The following is a 14,291-nucleotide window of genomic DNA, read 5'->3' on the forward strand; positions in this document are numbered from 1 at the left end:
CAAAAAGGTCTGCTACGGATCAAGAACCAGAAATACTGGCCAAATAATACTAAGCATGCTTAGCATCTGAACGGAAGCCCTCTTTACGCTCCATCTGGTGACCACGAGGGCCAGCGACAAGCAAGTGGGTTCCGAGCCGCTCTCGGCGGCTGGTCACCGGCCCTCAACGCTCGACAGCGCCCACCCACGGGACGATACATTGCGACATTGTTCCAGAAAGCATGGGCAGCGAGGTGGACCCCGACTTCGTGTGGCTTGTGGTGGCCATCCGCAGGCCATGAGGAAGGGATTCAGTTTCAGTCGTGGCGTCTGATGTGGATCCTTTTTATGAGGACCCGGAACGGGTCCTCGACGTCTGACCCGAATCCATACGAATAGCTGCTGCCGCCACGACTGCAACGATGGTGATGACCCAACCGAGGAGCTCCAAGACTTCGCGCGGCATCTGACTGGCTCCTTCCTGCTCGTTGAACGTCCTGGCCTCCACTCGTTGAACCGGGATCAGCATCCCACCGGGCCACGGCTCCGTAAACAGGGGAGCGATACCGGCGAAACTTCCGCAGGAACCGTTCCTGCATTGCCCACGGGTACACGGCAAGAAGCCATTCCCCTTTGGCATTCCAGGAAAACGGCTGGACGGCGCGCCCAACCTGACCCGCGCTTAGCGAGGTCCAATCACTACTTGACGGATAAAGAAAGCATCCAAGGAAAACCCAGTTGTCATCAGAGCGCGAAGAAGACCGCGGCTCCAAGCCACAGCAGACCCATCAGCATGTAGACAAAACCCATGGCCTTGATACTTGGTACATCGGCGAAGGTGAACTGCTCAGGGGAGAGGCCCCGGCTCTCCTTGTACATACGCGACCACGAACTTGCCGTGCCTTTGAGGTCCCTGAAAACGTAGAAACCGAAGAGGGTGAGGAAAACACCAGCCATACCAAGTTCGGCGAGGCCAAGCCATCTCTGACCTGTGAGCGTATAGATCAGCGGGACCAAGAGGAACAGCGACGGGAAGAGCCACGAAAAGGCCCGCGCAGGCTGCGGCATCCCGGTGGCAAGCCGCTTAATGAGCCGGAAGGTTTTCATGATTTTTTCCCCCAGATCTGCTTAGCTCTCCGCTGTCCGGTACACAGGTTCTTGACGGCAGGATAGACCCGCCATGGCCGGTACACACCTACCGCGCCCGGAATGCAGGCGTATGAGCAGACGAGCGACATCTCGTTCCCCCACGAACAACCTCGACGGTATCCTTCATGCCCGCTCGCGATCCTCGGCCTCAACCCCGGAGCACCGAAGGTCGTGCGACGACCGTGGCACAACTTCCACACGGCCGGAAGACACAACGATCATTTCCTGGCCGAGGCCTTCCGGGACACCGCGTACTGGGGCGCGCACATGACTGACCTGCTCAGCGAGGTCAATTCGAAGTCGGCGACGCTCGATCTGAGCGACGAGACCATCCGCCGATACGTTTCGGTGCTTGTGGATCAACTGCAGGCCCTGGAGGCGGTAGACCCGCTGTTCATCTTGATCGGCGCGAAGACCGCCAAGGCGTTCACCGACCATGCCCCGGTCTTGGCGGACAGGCTCGGCCTTGCCAGGGTCCGCCCGGTCGCCGTGCCGCATTACTTAGCAGCGTACGGCAGGGTTCATGGGAACAGCCCCGGAAAGTACCGGCGATTCGTCTTGGCAGCGTTGGCGACCGCCGACGACTGATGCTGTCATCACCCTGCCCACCTCGATCATAATTTTGTCCCATTGAGCCGGAAGGCACTGTTAGACCGACACAGGCGGGTGGCCGGCGGGAACCGGCGCGATAGTAGCCTCCACGCACACCGCTGAGTGGTGAAAGACGTGACATTAGGTGGTCGGTCGGGGCAGATTGGGTGGCAAACGGCGCCTGCACAGCCTCCGCAGGCGATTCACCACCTAATGGGAAGGGCCGTGCCCGGGGTTGTGCATCCTCCGGTTGCCGTGGCGCGTCGAGCGACAAGACCAAGGACCTGTAAGCGAAGAACATGATGGACGCGGCCAGGATTCCGAGGACTTGACGCTGGCCTACTGCCGAGGCGCATAGATCGTCGCGACGCCGATGACAGCAGCGTCAACCATCTCCATGGGCGTGTGATCAGTGCAAGGTCTGGAGACGCCCACGATCCAGGCCCCGCGCCGTGTGAAACCCGCAAGCACGGCTGAGGCGATCGTCGCCATGATGAACTCACCCCGTACAGGACTGCCTGGAAGACGACAAGGACCCATGCCGTTGCAACCATGAAAACCGAAACAGAGGCAAGAATCCTACGCGTCGTCATCACGGTGCCACTGCGACAAAGCGCGCCGTCATGGGATTCTGTCGTCGTACCGGACCGGGTAGCCGAGCTCTTTCGCAGCGTCGAGGACGTCGAACGGCCGTTGGGTCAGAAACGCCCAGGGCATGATCTCCCCGGCGAGGAAGTTCACCCGTCCCCAGGGATCCAAGGCGTGCAGACGGCCCGGGTAGACGTCCCGGACGGCGGCGCGCTCGAGGCGCCAGGGACCGAAAAGCCGTGCGAGCAAACGGAATCTCATCCGGAATTCGAGGTGGGACGGCTTGATGGTGAGCACGACCCAGGCACCCATGATCCTGGTCATTACGCCTGGTCTTACCAAGCCACCATTGAACACCTTCGTCCACTCGGTCACCTTAGATCACGCTCGTTCAATCCAGCATCCTTCCGGGAATCCATGGAACGGGACAACAGAGATCAAAGCGCGCCGTCATCGGATCGGATCGTCGTACATGACCGGGTAGCCGAGCTGTTCCGCGGCGCCCAGGACGCCCTCGGGCCATTGGGTCATAAAGACCCACGGCATGTTCGTCTGGGCGAGGAAATTGATCCTGACCCACAGGAAGACGGGGTGCGTACCGCCCGGATAGACCGTGCGGACGGTCGGATGCTCGAGCCGCCAAGGGCCGAAGTGCCGTGCCCACCAACGGGATCTGGGTCGAAACTCAAGCTGCGAGGCGCTCATGGTGAGGATGGCCCACGGTCCTTCGATCCTGAACCGGCCGGGGATCGCAAAGCCGCCCCTGAATTCGTATTCGATCGGGCTACCCTCAGATCTCTGTCGGTCTGTCCCGGTGACGTCTTGCCCGCTCATTTAGCCGGTCCCCTCAGAGGCCATCGAACATGAGGATCAGAACGAGATTGGCGGCAAACAACAAGAAGATCGCGGCCACGACGAGAATGGTCGGGGCCGACAAGATCACGGCGGTGAGAGGGATACACCCAACCCTCAACTAGCAACGGCATTTCGACTCCATCGGAAGACCGCAAAGAACCAACCGAACAGCACGCATGCTGACTCCCCGGATATTCGATGTACCCCAGTTCCAGACAGAACCCGACACCGGGTCCAAGGTGATAATCGGACCTGGGAACCGTCCGTGGCAAGAGCGGGTAGTACCCGATTTTTCGCTGACGCCTCTCGCGCGTATGACAATTGGCAGCGAATCGGCTTGACGGCGCAGTCATCCCGGGAGAGGGTTGGCGCATGGCAACCCGGTGCGTTCATGTCATCGCCGCGGCGGCTGTCGTCATATCCGCGTTGAGTGGATGCGCGGAGCCGGCAGCCCCGAACAACGCCGTCCCGCAGACTCCGACACCCACCGTTTCCGCTGTCCCTTTCGCGCTGCTCACGCACTGCGGCATTCATGAGGTCAGGGTGGAGGACACTTTCTACGTGGCCGACCAGCCGTTGGACGACGGCAACGGCAATCCTCCCGCGGGATGGGGCAACCCGTTCCAGGAGGGCACCATGATGGTGGACGGCGGAAAGGCGGTTTTCCGTGACGACAGCGGCCACACCGTGACCTTCCGTGAACGGCCGGGGGCCACTTCCTTCCTTCGAACGTGTTCGTGATGATTGCAGTTCATCTCAGCGGGCAAATTGTCTGCGTCGACATGGACGAGGTGGCGTCCGTCGTCCTGCACCTCCCCAACCATGTGGCCCTGACGCGCGCCGAGCCCGGGTGCATTTCCTTCACTGTGACCCGCACCGGGAATCCGCTGGTGTGGCAGGTCGATGAGCGGTTCAGCGACGCCGAGGCCTTCTACGCCCATCAGGACCGGGCGGCGAGCAGTGAGTGGGGCCGAGCCACCGCCAGGATCGAGCGCCGCTACACGGTCGAAGGTCTCTGAGGTTTCGAACATCGCCCGCGATCCCTTTCCGGTCTCATCTCGTTGGGCAGCGATGGCTGTGACGTGGCCGGACCCCTGCCGGGTGAACCCCAAGCCAGCTCGGTTATCATCCGGGCATGGGGAAATACAGTACGGGATATTTGGCCCGGGATGAACGGCGCGAGCGTCGGAAGAGGCTGCGGCAGAAACTTGCCTACGTCGGACTTGGGGTGCTGGCAGCGGCGACGGTGCTTGTCGTCTTTCTGGCTTTGCGGCGCTGAACCGCGGTTCTGTCGGGCCCGTCGCGACAACAACCGCGCCGGGCGGGCAGAAACATGGTCGATGCAGTGGCGGGCCCCGACGACAAAATAGCCGGTGACCTCCGGTAACCCGCCAGGGAGCCGGTCAGCCTTCACATTCGATGCAGTAGGCGTGGCCGTCCTTCTCTCGCGCGATCCGGGACCGGTGCCGGACCAGGAAACAGGAGTAGCAGGTGAATTCGTCATTGGCCTGGGGGATGACGTGCACGGTCAATTCCTCCCAGATGAACTCCCCTCCAGGGCCGTCCTGGTCGAGCCCGTCAGCCTGGTCAAGGTCCAATACGACGCTCCGGGCATCCGGCGCATTCGCCGACTTCAATGCCTCCAGGGAACTCTCCTGGGACTCCTTGACGTCGGAGCGTACTTCGTCGTAATCAGCTGCCACGATGTGCTTCTCTTTCCCTGCAAACTGGTTTGTCCGACAAGCAACGTACAGGACGGCAGGCTTTGGCAACCAACTGAGTGGCAGCACTCAAGGGCGTTCGTCACTTCGTCGATGCCGCACTTCGCTGTCGTCTCAGGGAGTGCCCGAATTGCCCGCGCGCGCTTCGAGCGGGGATGCCGAGGGCGGTACCGATAACTTCCCAGGAGTCCCCGTTGGTGCGGGCGGCCCTGACGGCCGCCTCCAGCTCGGCCCCGGCTTTCGCGGCCGCCGTGCGGGCAGCGGTAATCCGGCGGAAATCCGCGGCATCCCTCTCACTATGAAGCGCCGGGTACAGGTGAAGGAGCGTGCCGTCGACCCGGACAGGTGCGGCGAGATGCCCAACGTGCAGAACGTAACCGTCGTCGGGCCCGCGCTGAACGTCGACAGTGAGAACGCTCTTTCCCGCGCCGTCCACGAAGTCCACTTTGCCGTAGCTCTCGTCCGGGCCAACCGGCCACGGCCGAGGTCGCAGCCGCTCTCCCGTTTCGTACGGCGTCTGTTCGGAGACATGGCTCCCGGGACTGAAAGCAGGGCTTTGTGCTTCGCGAGGGCTCATGCTGTCCGTTCTCCTCATTTCATTGGTTCGGAATGCCGCTGCGACGCGACACGCCGGGGCAGAGCAAAGGCGCTCGGCTGGGGATACCATGCTGCTTCATCTTCGCCCCCGTTCAGTTGCTCACTTTGCTGACCGCAGCAGGATAGCCAGCCCCCTGTAGTACCGGATACCAGTACAAGGTACCCACGGTAGACGCACACGAGTACCGGGTACCTGATCCTCGCCGTCAAGGAACGGACGACCGTGCACGGGTACTGGGATCAACGATTACCAGGCGATTTCCACGGGCCTGCCGGGTGAACTCACGGCAATAGAGACTGAAACCGCTCATCATCGCGGGCCATCAACGATCAGGTGAGCCGAAGCGCGGCTTGTCGCACCCGGTGCGTGGTTTACCGCGCTGTCATTCGCAGGATGCCCAGCGTAATCTGGACGGAATTCACTTCTGGAGAAGGCGGTGCTTGGCAGGGTGAGCCTCAAAGACGAATGGGACCGGCTCGATGCCGATACCCGGACCTGGCTTATGGAAAATCCGGCGTGTCGGGTTCTGCCGGCCGCCATGTCGGCCAAGTTCGCCCAGGACACGCACGGGGACGTTGAGTACGATCCGAACGGGCAGGTGGTCCTCTCCAGAGACGATCGGGATTTTATCCGGGAGAAAGCTGAAGCCGCCGGAAAAGCAATCAGCCTTCCCACGAGGGCGTACCGGTTCTTCGACACGGCGGAGATGCCTGTCATCAGGAAAGAGCCGCCTGAAAAGGGCTGAGCCCCGCTGCAATTTTCAGCACTCCCTCATAGGATCCGTCTCGTAGCGAACCGGAATTCCACTCATCGGAGGCCTCCCGCACCTCGCCTGACAAACCTGGCCCGCAGGTACATCTAGCGAACAGCCGCGGTGTCATCATTGGGCAGAGCGGGTGCCTTCGCCCCGCGAAGCCCCCTGCAGGCGGGCGATCAAGGCCCGACGATGGGTCTGCGGCGTGCCGGGCGTTACCGCTGTCCGGATCCCGAGGCGCACAAAACCCAGCGCAGCCGCCACCAGAATCAAACTCCTGGTTTCGTCAGCAACCTGCCCCGGAGCTACGCGGCATTCCTCACCGCGCTGCGGGCCGGGGCCGTCTTATCGAGCTATTCTTCCGGACCTGCCGTCTGGAAGTTGTGGACATCGAAGTACGACATCTCCGGCGGTTGGATGCCGAGCTCCGCGGTGACAGGCCCGAGCGTGTACTGGTAAAACGCATCGGCTTGCTCACGGGTCTGCCACACGTCAACGATCCGGGCTCCGCCCTCGGTGGCCCTCCAATGGATACCGCGGCCGGTAAATCCGACTGACAAGTGGCGTGGTACGCCGGGACAAAAAGGCGGTCAATATGCTGACCGGGGCAAGAGCATGGTTCCGGTGATTAGGCCCGGACCTGGCCGGCGCGAGGACCCGAACCTGCCCCGACCATGACAAACCCCCATCGCTCCGACTACGGAGCGTCCGAATAAAACCAACCGGGAGAGGCCAAGGATCCCCGGCGTTCAATGCAAGACCGGTGACGTGCCTTCATCCTCACGCCCGCCGTTTGCCGGTGAGGGCCTTCCCCGGCAGCAAAGACGCTGACGGTCGCGCGTTCATGCCTGCATATGCAGCAGCAAGCCGCCGTCCACAGAATCAGTCCAGGCGCACCGCCGCATCCCGGCGCGGCCATCGGTGGGTCGGGTCTGAGGAGGAAAGCCGGGGGAGTGGCTAGGATCATGCGATGGGGTTAACAGCATCGGTCAAAGAAGAGCTCTCCCGGGTGGAGATCAGGACGGTTTCGGCCCGCAAGGCCGAGATCGCGGCGATGCTGCGGTTCGCCGGCGGGCTGCACCTCGTGTCCGGTCGTGTCGTGATCCAGGCCGAGGTCGACCTTGCGTCCACGGCCGGGCGCCTGAGCGCTGCGATCGCAGAGGTTTACCGCCGCCGAAGCGAGGTCTTCGTTGTCCCCGGGGGACAGCGCGGTCCCGGCGGCCGGTACGGCGTGCGGGTCGTGCAGGACAGCGGGTCCCTGGCCCGTCAGATCGGTTTGCTGGACGGGCGGGGGAAACCTGTCCGCGGGCTGCCGCCGGCCGTCGTGAACGGCTCCATGGATGATGTTGAAGCGGTGTGGCGCGGGGCGTTCCTGGCCCAGGGTTCGCCTCACGGGACCTGGCCGGGGGCCCGCCTTCGGGGTCGCCTGTCCCGGCCCGGAGGCTGCGCTTGCATTGCACGGGGCGGCACGGCGGCTGGGCATCGACGCCAAGACCCGCGAGCAGCACGGCATTCAACTGGTGGTGCTGCGCGATGATCACGCCATTGCCCGGATGCTGACACGGATGGGCGCCCACAGGAGCGTTGACCGGTGGCAGGACCTGTGCCGGGCCAGGGACGCCAAAACCCGCACGGCGGACAGGGCAGTCAACTTCGACACATCCAACCAGCGCCGGAGCGAAGAAGCCGCGCGGATCGCCGTGTCCAGGGTGGAACGGGCACTGCACATCCTGGGCGAGGGGGTCCCGGACAACCTCAGACATGCCGGGGAACTCCGCCTCGCCCACCCGCAGGCCGGCCTGGAGGAACTCGGCCGGCTCGCAGATCCTCCCCTGAGCAAAGACACCATCGCCGGACGCATCCGCCGGCTCCTGAAGTCAGCAGACAAACGAACCTCCGAGCCGGACACTCCGGCCGCCGGGGCGTGAAACGGGCACGGCAGGCCCTGATGGGTCGGTGTTGACCGGCAACCCCGGGATTTTCACGGAGTCGTGGACCGGCGGAAACGACGTCGTCCGTCACGGGTCACTCCGGGGCGCCTGACCAGCACAAGAGAGACATAGTCAAGGCCGGAACGGAACAGCCCCCATGTGCTGCAGCAATGGTCCGGGAGCCCCTTCCGGCGAGCTGCACGAACCAGCGGAAGGTTTGTTCCACGCCATAGCCTAACCGCAAGCTCCGGCGCCTGGCAGGCCTAGATTTTTGGGAGCCACGACGTGTCCGAACGCGCCGTGGAGGAGCAGTCGGTGCCAGCCAACACGCGTCCGTCGTGCCGGACGGCCAAGGACGGGCCGTCGGGGCTGAACCGGACGTCGACCGCGGCATCGAGGATGTAGGGCTCACGGGTTGGTGTGGCTGTCCCGGTGCGCGGTTCTCCTGGGTCCGGCTGCGTGCCCTCGCGGCGGGTCACGTCCGACACCCCTGTCTGCAGGTCAGCGGCTGGTGCTGGTCCGTAATGTTGCCGGCCTGCGGGCGTGTTTTGCGACGGACGGGAAGACGCGCTGCGGAAAAACAGGTAGCGGCTACTCGCGCCAGGGGCAGGGGCATGGTGTCAGATGACTTCATGCGGTGACGGTGCGGCTCGCCGGAGGACGCGTCCGTGCAAGGGCCTGTTGCCGCTGCAGTCGGCGGGTGTGCCCGGTCCCAACCGGGACGCCGGCTTCTGCGCTGGAGAGGCGCCGGGCGATGCTATCGAGATGTATCGCGCGGCCTTCCAGCGGCGTCGGGCGTGAGCATGTTCCGTTGGTGAGCGGGGTATCGCCCAGCATCAAACCAGTGCACGTTGCCCATCGGATGAAGTGCAGGGCGTTGACGGTACTTCCGCCCGATCAGAAGCGAAGGACCCGGTATGTGCGCGCGGCACACCCGGACATCGCGTGCCATGGGTGAGGATGGAGCCATGGCACAGCGCATCCGCGGTCTAACAGTGGTGATTCATCAACAGACTGGGTCGGTTTCGAGGATCCAGCCCATGAGCTCATGAAGCAGATGAGGCTCCGGTTTTCCGGAGTGTGCCGGCTGTGCGGCGCCTCGCTTCCGGCCCGGACAGAAGCGATCTATGAGAGCGGGACGAAGACCGTCCGGTGCCTGGAATGCCCCAGTGGAACGGAGACCCCGCCTCGCAATCCGGAACCAGCAGGCGAGCAGCCGCTGCCCCGGGAGTCCGGAATTGCCGGCTCATCCGCCCGGCGTGAATACGAGCGCCGCAAGGCCAAGGACGAGGAAAGGCTACGCGGGAAATGGGGCCGGCTCGGCGGCCTCGCAGTTGCCCTGTCTGATGAGCGCCAAAGCACCAAGGCCTGGGACCGGGGCGCGATCGGTGAGGAACGCCTCGGCGTCGTGCTTGATGCCCTTGCCTCCGATGGCTTCGCCGTCCTTCACGACCGACGGATCCCCGGTACGAAAGCCAACATCGACCACATCGCCATCACGCCCGGCGGAATCTGGGTGATCGATGCCAAGCGGTGCAAGGGCCGGCCTGAGCTGAAAATCGAAGGCGGCATCCTCAGTCCGCGCGTCGAGAAACTCCTGGTCGGACGGCGTGACTGCACGAAACTGGTCGATGGAGTGCTCAAGCAGGTCGACGTCGTGCGCGAGTTAACCGGCGATGTGCCGGTCACCGGGGCGCTGTGCTTCATCGACGCCGACTGGCCGCTGATCGGGGGCGCCTTCCGGACCCGCGGCGTACAGGTGCTCTGGCCAAAACGGCTGGCCAAAGCACTGGTGGAGCAATCCGGTGACCTCGATGTGGCGTCGATCCGTGATCTGGTGGCCTCCCGGTTCCGGCCTGCGTGATGCCAGTCATTGATGTTCTAACGTGGTCGTTAGTGCGGATTCAACGAAACCGATGTAATGGTCCGGTCCTCACCTGGCTTGGCGGGGCGGAACCCTTCCTCCACGGCATGTCGGCGGTACTCTTCGACGGTTGCAGGCCAAGGCGGGAAACGGACCTGCTCAAGCGCGCCGGCCCGTCAGCTGACGTAGCCCACGGCCCAGGCAACCGGCGGGGCGATGATCATGAAGGCCAGGACGATGACCACTGTAAGCAATGCTGATACTTTCGGGTCAAAGACAAGCGCATCCGCACCGGCCAACGGGCTACGCGTGGTAACGAGGGCGCCGGACCGGGCCCGGTCCTGAAGCACCCCATCAATTCTTCAAAACCGTGTCCCTGCTGGCGGATGCATTTCCCGGCGGATTTGAGGTCGTTGTCGAATGGGCAACAACGACGATCGCCACTTAGGTTGAGACATCAAGCTCTGTCCAGCCGGCTTCGGACATTCAGTGCAGAACGCGTCGAAACCCGGCGGCGGGCGCTAGGCTCGTCCTGGTAACGGGTGGCAGGGACGGCTTTTCCGAGCAGCGGAACCGACCAGCGGCCCGTGAAGGAAACGGTAATGGCAACAGGCACTGTCAAGTGGTTCAACTCGGAAAAAGGTTTCGGCTTCATCGCCCCGGACGACGGGGGCCCTGACGTGTTCGCGCACTATTCGGCAGTTGCTTCGCGCGGCTACCGCTCGCTCGAGGAGAACCAGAAGGTTCAGTTCGACATCATTCAAGGACCCAAGGGGCCCCAGGCGGAGAACATCCAGCCGCTCTAACCCTCCGACAAGGGACTGGTCAGCCAATGCGCCGGCCAGTCTCTGGCTCTGTCCATCCAATGGGCATTATGTGTCCGTTCCATCATCCGGACCTAGAGGTCCACACCCCGCTGCGATCGTCCCAACACCACGCACTGGGCATAGGCAGGACGATAATGGATCCCACTGAGTCACGGCACAGATGGGTCCCCATAGTTGATGCCGATCGACCGGCCGCGCGCGAAATGGGCGTTGGCGATTTCGTTGAGTTCGCGGTGGCTCTTCCCGGGGTTGGCCAGCCGGATCCACTCGTAGTCCCACTCCTGCATGTCCCGGATACGGCGGACGTGTTTGGCAGCGCGCATCTTGTCTGCGAAATCATCAACGACGGCGGCCGGGCCGGCCGGTTGCATGATCGGTCAGGGCCGGGGCGGGGGAGCCCGCCTGGGAGCGCGCACCCCGGGCGGGCGGGGCGGGGCAGCAGCGACGCGGACCAGTACGACGGTCAGCGCAACCACACCGAGAACGATGAGGACGACCCACCAGTACTGGATGAGGAGCACGAGCACAATGAGGGCGAAAAGCGGGCCGCACCCGAGGGCACCGGCGCCCGCGCTACGTGAGCGACGACGTTTGCAAGCCATGATGCAGGATCCCACCTGGTACAGACAATGCGAAAGGGCAGAAGTGCTTGAGGGCCCTGCCGGTCCGGTTTGCTTGTTCCCGGTCGTGAGGCTCCGCATGTCGGTTAAGGTCCGTCGGATGATCTGACTTGTCTCCAAGCTGCGAACACGGATTCCGGATCGAGCAACAACTCCGGACACACCCGGCCATCCGTCGGTGATGGACCCGACGAGGGCGGTCAGTTGTGGTCGTGGTTCAGCCCGTGGCGGGCAGCGCGTCGGGGATGCGCGGTTTTCTGTTGCCGGTGAAGGTGAACCTGGCGTCGTCGCCGTCGCCCTCCACGTCGACCACCACGATATCGCCGGGGTGCAGTTCTCCGAAGAGGATCTTCTCGGAGAGCTGGTCCTCGATTTCGCGCTGGATGGTGCGGCGCAACGGCCGGGCACCCATCGCGGGATCGTAGCCGCGGGTGGCCAGGAGCACCTTGGCGGCCGTGGTGAGTTCGATGCCCATGTCCTTCTCCTTCAGGTTCTCCTCCAGACGGCGGACCATCAGGTCCACGATCTGGATGATCTCGTCCTGGGTCAGCTGCGGGAACACCACGACGTCGTCAACACGGTTCAGGAACTCAGGGCGGAACTGCTGCTTCAGTTCCTCGGTGACCCGCGCCCGCATCCGGTTGTAGCCCGTAACGGTGTCGGTGCCGGACTGGAAGCCCGTTGCCACGCTCTTGGAGATGTCACGCGTTCCCAGGTTGGTGGTCATGATAATCACCGTGTTCTTGAAGTCCACCACCCGGCCCTGGGAGTCGGTCAGGCGGCCGTCTTCGAGGATCTGCAGCAGCGAATTGAAGAGATCGGAGTGGGCTTTCTCCACTTCGTCGAACAGGACCACGGAGAACGGACGACGGCGGACCTTTTCGGTCAGCTGGCCGCCCTCTTCGTACCCGACGTAGCCCGGAGGGGCACCGAAGAGCCGGGACACCGTGTGCTTCTCGGAGTACTCGGACATGTCCAGCGTGATGAGGGCATCCTCTTCACCGAACAGGAACTCCGCGAGGGCCTTGGCGAGCTCGGTCTTTCCGACGCCGGTGGGGCCGGCGAAGATGAACGAACCGCCCGGGCGCTTCGGGTCCTTCAGGCCCGCACGCGTGCGCCGGATCGCCCGCGACACTGAACCGATCGCCTCATCCTGGCCGATGACCCGCTGGTGCAGCTCTGCTTCCATCGTCAGCAGGCGGGAAGACTCTTCCTCGGTGAGCTTGAAGACCGGTATGCCGGTGGACATTGCCAGTACCTCGGCGATCAGGTCTTCATCCACCTTGGAGAAGCCTCCCGTGCCGCGGGACTTCCAGTTCGACTCCTGGGAGGCGTGTTCGGCCATGAGTGTGCGTTCGGTGCCGCGCAGGGAGGTGGCGCGATCGATGTCTCCGGCCTCGAGCGCGGACTCCTTCTCCTTTTTGATGGCACGGATCTTTTCGGCGAGGGTCTTGAGCTCCGGCGGAGCGGTCATCCGGCGGATGCGCAGGCGCGCGCCGGCTTCGTCGATCAGGTCGATCGCCTTGTCCGGCAGGAAACGGTCCGAAACGTACCGGTCGGAGAGGGCCGCGGCGGCGTCCAGCGCGCCGTCGGTGATCCGCACCCGGTGGTGCGCCTCGTAACGGGCCCGGAGCCCTTTCAGGATCTCAACGGTCAGGGCAACCGACGGTTCCTGGACCTGGATCGGCTGGAAACGGCGCTCGAGCGCGGCATCCTTTTCAATATGCTTACGGTACTCGTCCAAGGTGGTGGCACCGATGGTCTGCAGTTCACCGCGGGCCAGCAACGGCTTCAGCATGGACGCGGCATCGATCGCCCCCTCGGCCGCACCGGCGCCCACCAGGGTGTGGATCTCGTCGATGAACAGGATGATGTCGCCACGGGTCCGGATTTCCTTCAGGACCTTCTTCAACCGCTCTTCGAAGTCACCGCGGTACCGGGAACCGGCCACGACGGATCCCAGGTCCAGGGTATAGAGCTGCTTGTCCTTCAGGGTCGCCGGCACCATGCCGCGGACGATCGCCTGGGCCAGGCCCTCGACGACGGCGGTCTTGCCGACCCCGGGCTCACCGACCAGCACGGGGTTGTTCTTGGTGCGCCGGGAGAGGACCTGCATGACGCGTTCCATCTCCAGCCCGCGGCCGATCACCGGATCAAGTCTGTTCTCCCGCGCGGCCTGCGTCAGGTTGTGGCCGAACTGGTCCAGGACCGCGGACCCTGCCGGGCCGGCCTCCAGCCGGGCCGCACCGACGCCCGCCTTCCCCTCGGATCCCGGTAACCCCTGAATGACCTGCCGGCGGACACTATCGAGGTCCGCTCCCAGCTTGGCAAGCACCTGCGCGGCAACACCTTCCCCTTCATGGATGAGGCCCAGCAGGAGGTGTTCGGTCCCGATGTAACTGTGCCCGAACTGCAACGCCTCGCGCAGGGCAAGCTCCAGGACCATTTTGGCGCGCGGGGTGAACGGAATGTGACCGGACGGGGCCTGGAGGCCTTTGCCGGCAAGGTCCTGCACCTGCTCACGGACGTCGTCGAGCGGAATATTCAGGACCTGGAGAATTTTGACGCCCGTGCCTTCACCCTCATCGATCAATCCCAGAAGGAGGTGCTCGGTACCGATGAAATTGTGGTTGAGCAGCCGCGCCTCTTCCTGGGCCAGCACCACCACACGACGGGCACGCTCACTGAACCGCTCAAACATCTCGCCACACTCCCGGCCTGGCTCCTCCTCTGATGCTACGCCCCGGGCCTGCACAGCGTTCACCAGAAGGCCCGGCATGCAGAGCAAGGGCAGCACAGGAAACAGACCGCAAC

Annotated in this window: 18 protein-coding genes and 1 pseudogene; 8 read left to right on the forward strand and 11 right to left on the reverse strand. The window is 63.7% G+C overall.

Annotated features, from left to right (window positions below):
- Nucleotides 1-723: 723 nt before the first annotated feature.
- Nucleotides 724-1,086: a hypothetical protein gene (locus E1809_RS17895; protein ID WP_133205598.1), complete on the reverse strand. Its 363-nt coding sequence runs from the start codon at nucleotides 1,084-1,086 to the stop codon at nucleotides 724-726.
- A gap of 102 nt (nucleotides 1,087-1,188) precedes the next feature.
- Between E1809_RS17895 and E1809_RS17900 the strand changes: the two genes are divergently transcribed.
- Nucleotides 1,189-1,716, forward strand: coding sequence for a hypothetical protein (locus E1809_RS17900; protein ID WP_133205599.1), 528 nt, complete (start codon nucleotides 1,189-1,191; stop codon nucleotides 1,714-1,716).
- Nucleotides 1,717-2,340: 624 nt separating this feature from the next.
- Here E1809_RS17900 and E1809_RS17905 read toward each other — a convergent pair.
- Nucleotides 2,341-2,631: a hypothetical protein gene (locus E1809_RS17905; RefSeq protein ID WP_133205600.1), complete on the reverse strand. Its 291-nt coding sequence runs from the start codon at nucleotides 2,629-2,631 to the stop codon at nucleotides 2,341-2,343.
- Between the two features lie 126 nt (nucleotides 2,632-2,757).
- A complete protein-coding gene (locus E1809_RS17910) occupies nucleotides 2,758-3,141 on the reverse strand; it encodes a hypothetical protein (protein WP_133205601.1) in 384 nt (127 codons plus the stop codon).
- A 393-nt stretch (nucleotides 3,142-3,534) separates the two neighbouring features.
- Between E1809_RS17910 and E1809_RS17915 the strand changes: the two genes are divergently transcribed.
- The 3 genes from E1809_RS17915 to E1809_RS27120 all read left to right on the forward strand — a co-directional run bounded on the left by E1809_RS17915 (nucleotide 3,535) and on the right by E1809_RS27120 (nucleotide 4,441).
- Nucleotides 3,535-3,903, forward strand: a complete 369-nt coding sequence (locus E1809_RS17915) for a hypothetical protein (protein ID WP_133205602.1) — start codon at nucleotides 3,535-3,537, stop codon at nucleotides 3,901-3,903.
- Nucleotides 3,903-4,181: a putative quinol monooxygenase gene (locus E1809_RS17920; RefSeq protein WP_133205603.1), complete on the forward strand. Its 279-nt coding sequence runs from the start codon at nucleotides 3,903-3,905 to the stop codon at nucleotides 4,179-4,181. Before E1809_RS17915 ends, E1809_RS17920 begins: the two co-directional genes overlap by 1 nt.
- Before the next feature lie 116 nt (nucleotides 4,182-4,297).
- Complete coding sequence (locus E1809_RS27120) at nucleotides 4,298-4,441, forward strand: hypothetical protein (protein WP_205754241.1); 144 nt, start codon at nucleotides 4,298-4,300, stop codon at nucleotides 4,439-4,441.
- Between the two features lie 124 nt (nucleotides 4,442-4,565).
- Here the strand turns inward: E1809_RS27120 and E1809_RS17925 are convergent, their stop codons facing one another.
- Nucleotides 4,566-4,865 carry a DUF4193 domain-containing protein gene (locus E1809_RS17925; RefSeq protein WP_133205604.1) on the reverse strand — a complete coding sequence of 100 codons (300 nt, stop codon included), beginning with the start codon at nucleotides 4,863-4,865 and terminating at the stop codon, nucleotides 4,566-4,568.
- Between the two features lie 100 nt (nucleotides 4,866-4,965).
- Complete coding sequence (locus E1809_RS17930; RefSeq protein ID WP_133205605.1) at nucleotides 4,966-5,460, reverse strand: hypothetical protein; 495 nt, start codon at nucleotides 5,458-5,460, stop codon at nucleotides 4,966-4,968.
- A gap of 469 nt (nucleotides 5,461-5,929) precedes the next feature.
- Here E1809_RS17930 and E1809_RS17935 point away from each other — a divergent pair, with 469 nt between their 5' ends.
- Nucleotides 5,930-6,226: a hypothetical protein gene (locus E1809_RS17935; protein ID WP_133205606.1), complete on the forward strand. Its 297-nt coding sequence runs from the start codon at nucleotides 5,930-5,932 to the stop codon at nucleotides 6,224-6,226.
- Between the two features lie 362 nt (nucleotides 6,227-6,588).
- Here E1809_RS17935 and E1809_RS17940 read toward each other — a convergent pair whose 3' ends face one another.
- Entirely contained in the window at nucleotides 6,589-6,795 is a 207-nt protein-coding gene (locus tag E1809_RS17940) for a hypothetical protein (RefSeq protein ID WP_133205607.1), read from the reverse strand.
- A 410-nt stretch (nucleotides 6,796-7,205) separates the two neighbouring features.
- Here E1809_RS17940 and whiA point away from each other — a divergent pair.
- A pseudogene (gene whiA, locus E1809_RS17945) lies at nucleotides 7,206-8,163 on the forward strand (DNA-binding protein WhiA).
- Between the two features lie 266 nt (nucleotides 8,164-8,429).
- Here whiA and E1809_RS17950 read toward each other — a convergent pair.
- On the reverse strand, nucleotides 8,430-8,645 hold the full coding sequence (locus tag E1809_RS17950) for a hypothetical protein (protein ID WP_133205608.1): 216 nt from the start codon (nucleotides 8,643-8,645) through the stop codon (nucleotides 8,430-8,432).
- Between the two features lie 578 nt (nucleotides 8,646-9,223).
- Here E1809_RS17950 and E1809_RS17955 point away from each other — a divergent pair.
- Nucleotides 9,224-10,030 (forward strand): nuclease-related domain-containing protein, encoded by an 807-nt coding sequence (locus E1809_RS17955; RefSeq protein ID WP_133205680.1) that lies wholly within the window; start codon nucleotides 9,224-9,226, stop codon nucleotides 10,028-10,030.
- A 176-nt stretch (nucleotides 10,031-10,206) separates the two neighbouring features.
- On the opposite strand, the gene E1809_RS26785 is transcribed toward E1809_RS17955, so the two are convergent.
- Nucleotides 10,207-10,380: a hypothetical protein gene (locus E1809_RS26785; RefSeq protein ID WP_165962377.1), complete on the reverse strand. Its 174-nt coding sequence runs from the start codon at nucleotides 10,378-10,380 to the stop codon at nucleotides 10,207-10,209.
- 252 nt (nucleotides 10,381-10,632) lie between these two features.
- Between E1809_RS26785 and E1809_RS17960 the strand changes: the two genes are divergently transcribed.
- The gene (locus E1809_RS17960; protein WP_133205609.1) at nucleotides 10,633-10,836 is read left to right on the forward strand and encodes a cold-shock protein; all 204 of its coding nucleotides are present in this window, start codon (nucleotides 10,633-10,635) and stop codon (nucleotides 10,834-10,836) included.
- Between the two features lie 170 nt (nucleotides 10,837-11,006).
- Here the strand turns inward: E1809_RS17960 and E1809_RS17965 are convergent, their stop codons facing one another.
- The 3 genes from E1809_RS17965 to E1809_RS17975 all read right to left on the reverse strand — a co-directional run bounded on the left by E1809_RS17965 (nucleotide 11,007) and on the right by E1809_RS17975 (nucleotide 14,178).
- Nucleotides 11,007-11,228: a hypothetical protein gene (locus E1809_RS17965; protein ID WP_133205610.1), complete on the reverse strand. Its 222-nt coding sequence runs from the start codon at nucleotides 11,226-11,228 to the stop codon at nucleotides 11,007-11,009.
- 6 nt (nucleotides 11,229-11,234) lie between these two features.
- Nucleotides 11,235-11,459 carry a hypothetical protein gene (locus E1809_RS17970; protein ID WP_133205611.1) on the reverse strand — a complete coding sequence of 75 codons (225 nt, stop codon included), beginning with the start codon at nucleotides 11,457-11,459 and terminating at the stop codon, nucleotides 11,235-11,237.
- A gap of 235 nt (nucleotides 11,460-11,694) precedes the next feature.
- Complete coding sequence (locus tag E1809_RS17975) at nucleotides 11,695-14,178, reverse strand: ATP-dependent Clp protease ATP-binding subunit (RefSeq protein ID WP_133205612.1); 2,484 nt, start codon at nucleotides 14,176-14,178, stop codon at nucleotides 11,695-11,697.
- Between the last annotated feature and the right edge of the window lie 113 nt (nucleotides 14,179-14,291).

Origin of the sequence: Arthrobacter terricola, from assembly GCF_004354015.1 — a bacterium.
Taxonomy (GTDB): domain Bacteria; phylum Actinomycetota; class Actinomycetes; order Actinomycetales; family Micrococcaceae; genus Arthrobacter; species Arthrobacter terricola.

What these genes read in the sequence shown, in the direction of transcription:
- E1809_RS17905 (WP_133205600.1), bottom strand. Translation starts at nt 2,631, where the DNA reads ATGACCAGGATCATGGGTGCCTGGGTCGTGCTCACCATCAAGCCGTCC.
- E1809_RS17920 (WP_133205603.1), top strand. Translation starts at nt 3,903, where the DNA reads ATGATTGCAGTTCATCTCAGCGGGCAAATTGTCTGCGTCGACATGGAC.
- E1809_RS17970 (WP_133205611.1), bottom strand. Translation starts at nt 11,459, where the DNA reads ATGGCTTGCAAACGTCGTCGCTCACGTAGCGCGGGCGCCGGTGCCCTC.
- E1809_RS17965 (WP_133205610.1), bottom strand. Translation starts at nt 11,228, where the DNA reads ATGCAACCGGCCGGCCCGGCCGCCGTCGTTGATGATTTCGCAGACAAG.
- E1809_RS17960 (WP_133205609.1), top strand. Translation starts at nt 10,633, where the DNA reads ATGGCAACAGGCACTGTCAAGTGGTTCAACTCGGAAAAAGGTTTCGGC.
- E1809_RS17895 (WP_133205598.1), bottom strand. Translation starts at nt 1,086, where the DNA reads ATGAAAACCTTCCGGCTCATTAAGCGGCTTGCCACCGGGATGCCGCAG.
- E1809_RS17915 (WP_133205602.1), top strand. Translation starts at nt 3,535, where the DNA reads ATGGCAACCCGGTGCGTTCATGTCATCGCCGCGGCGGCTGTCGTCATA.
- E1809_RS27120 (WP_205754241.1), top strand. Translation starts at nt 4,298, where the DNA reads ATGGGGAAATACAGTACGGGATATTTGGCCCGGGATGAACGGCGCGAG.
- E1809_RS17910 (WP_133205601.1), bottom strand. Translation starts at nt 3,141, where the DNA reads ATGAGCGGGCAAGACGTCACCGGGACAGACCGACAGAGATCTGAGGGT.
- E1809_RS17900 (WP_133205599.1), top strand. Translation starts at nt 1,189, where the DNA reads ATGCAGGCGTATGAGCAGACGAGCGACATCTCGTTCCCCCACGAACAA.
- E1809_RS17930 (WP_133205605.1), bottom strand. Translation starts at nt 5,460, where the DNA reads ATGAGCCCTCGCGAAGCACAAAGCCCTGCTTTCAGTCCCGGGAGCCAT.
- E1809_RS17975 (WP_133205612.1), bottom strand. Translation starts at nt 14,178, where the DNA reads ATGTTTGAGCGGTTCAGTGAGCGTGCCCGTCGTGTGGTGGTGCTGGCC.
- E1809_RS17955 (WP_133205680.1), top strand. Translation starts at nt 9,224, where the DNA reads ATGAGGCTCCGGTTTTCCGGAGTGTGCCGGCTGTGCGGCGCCTCGCTT.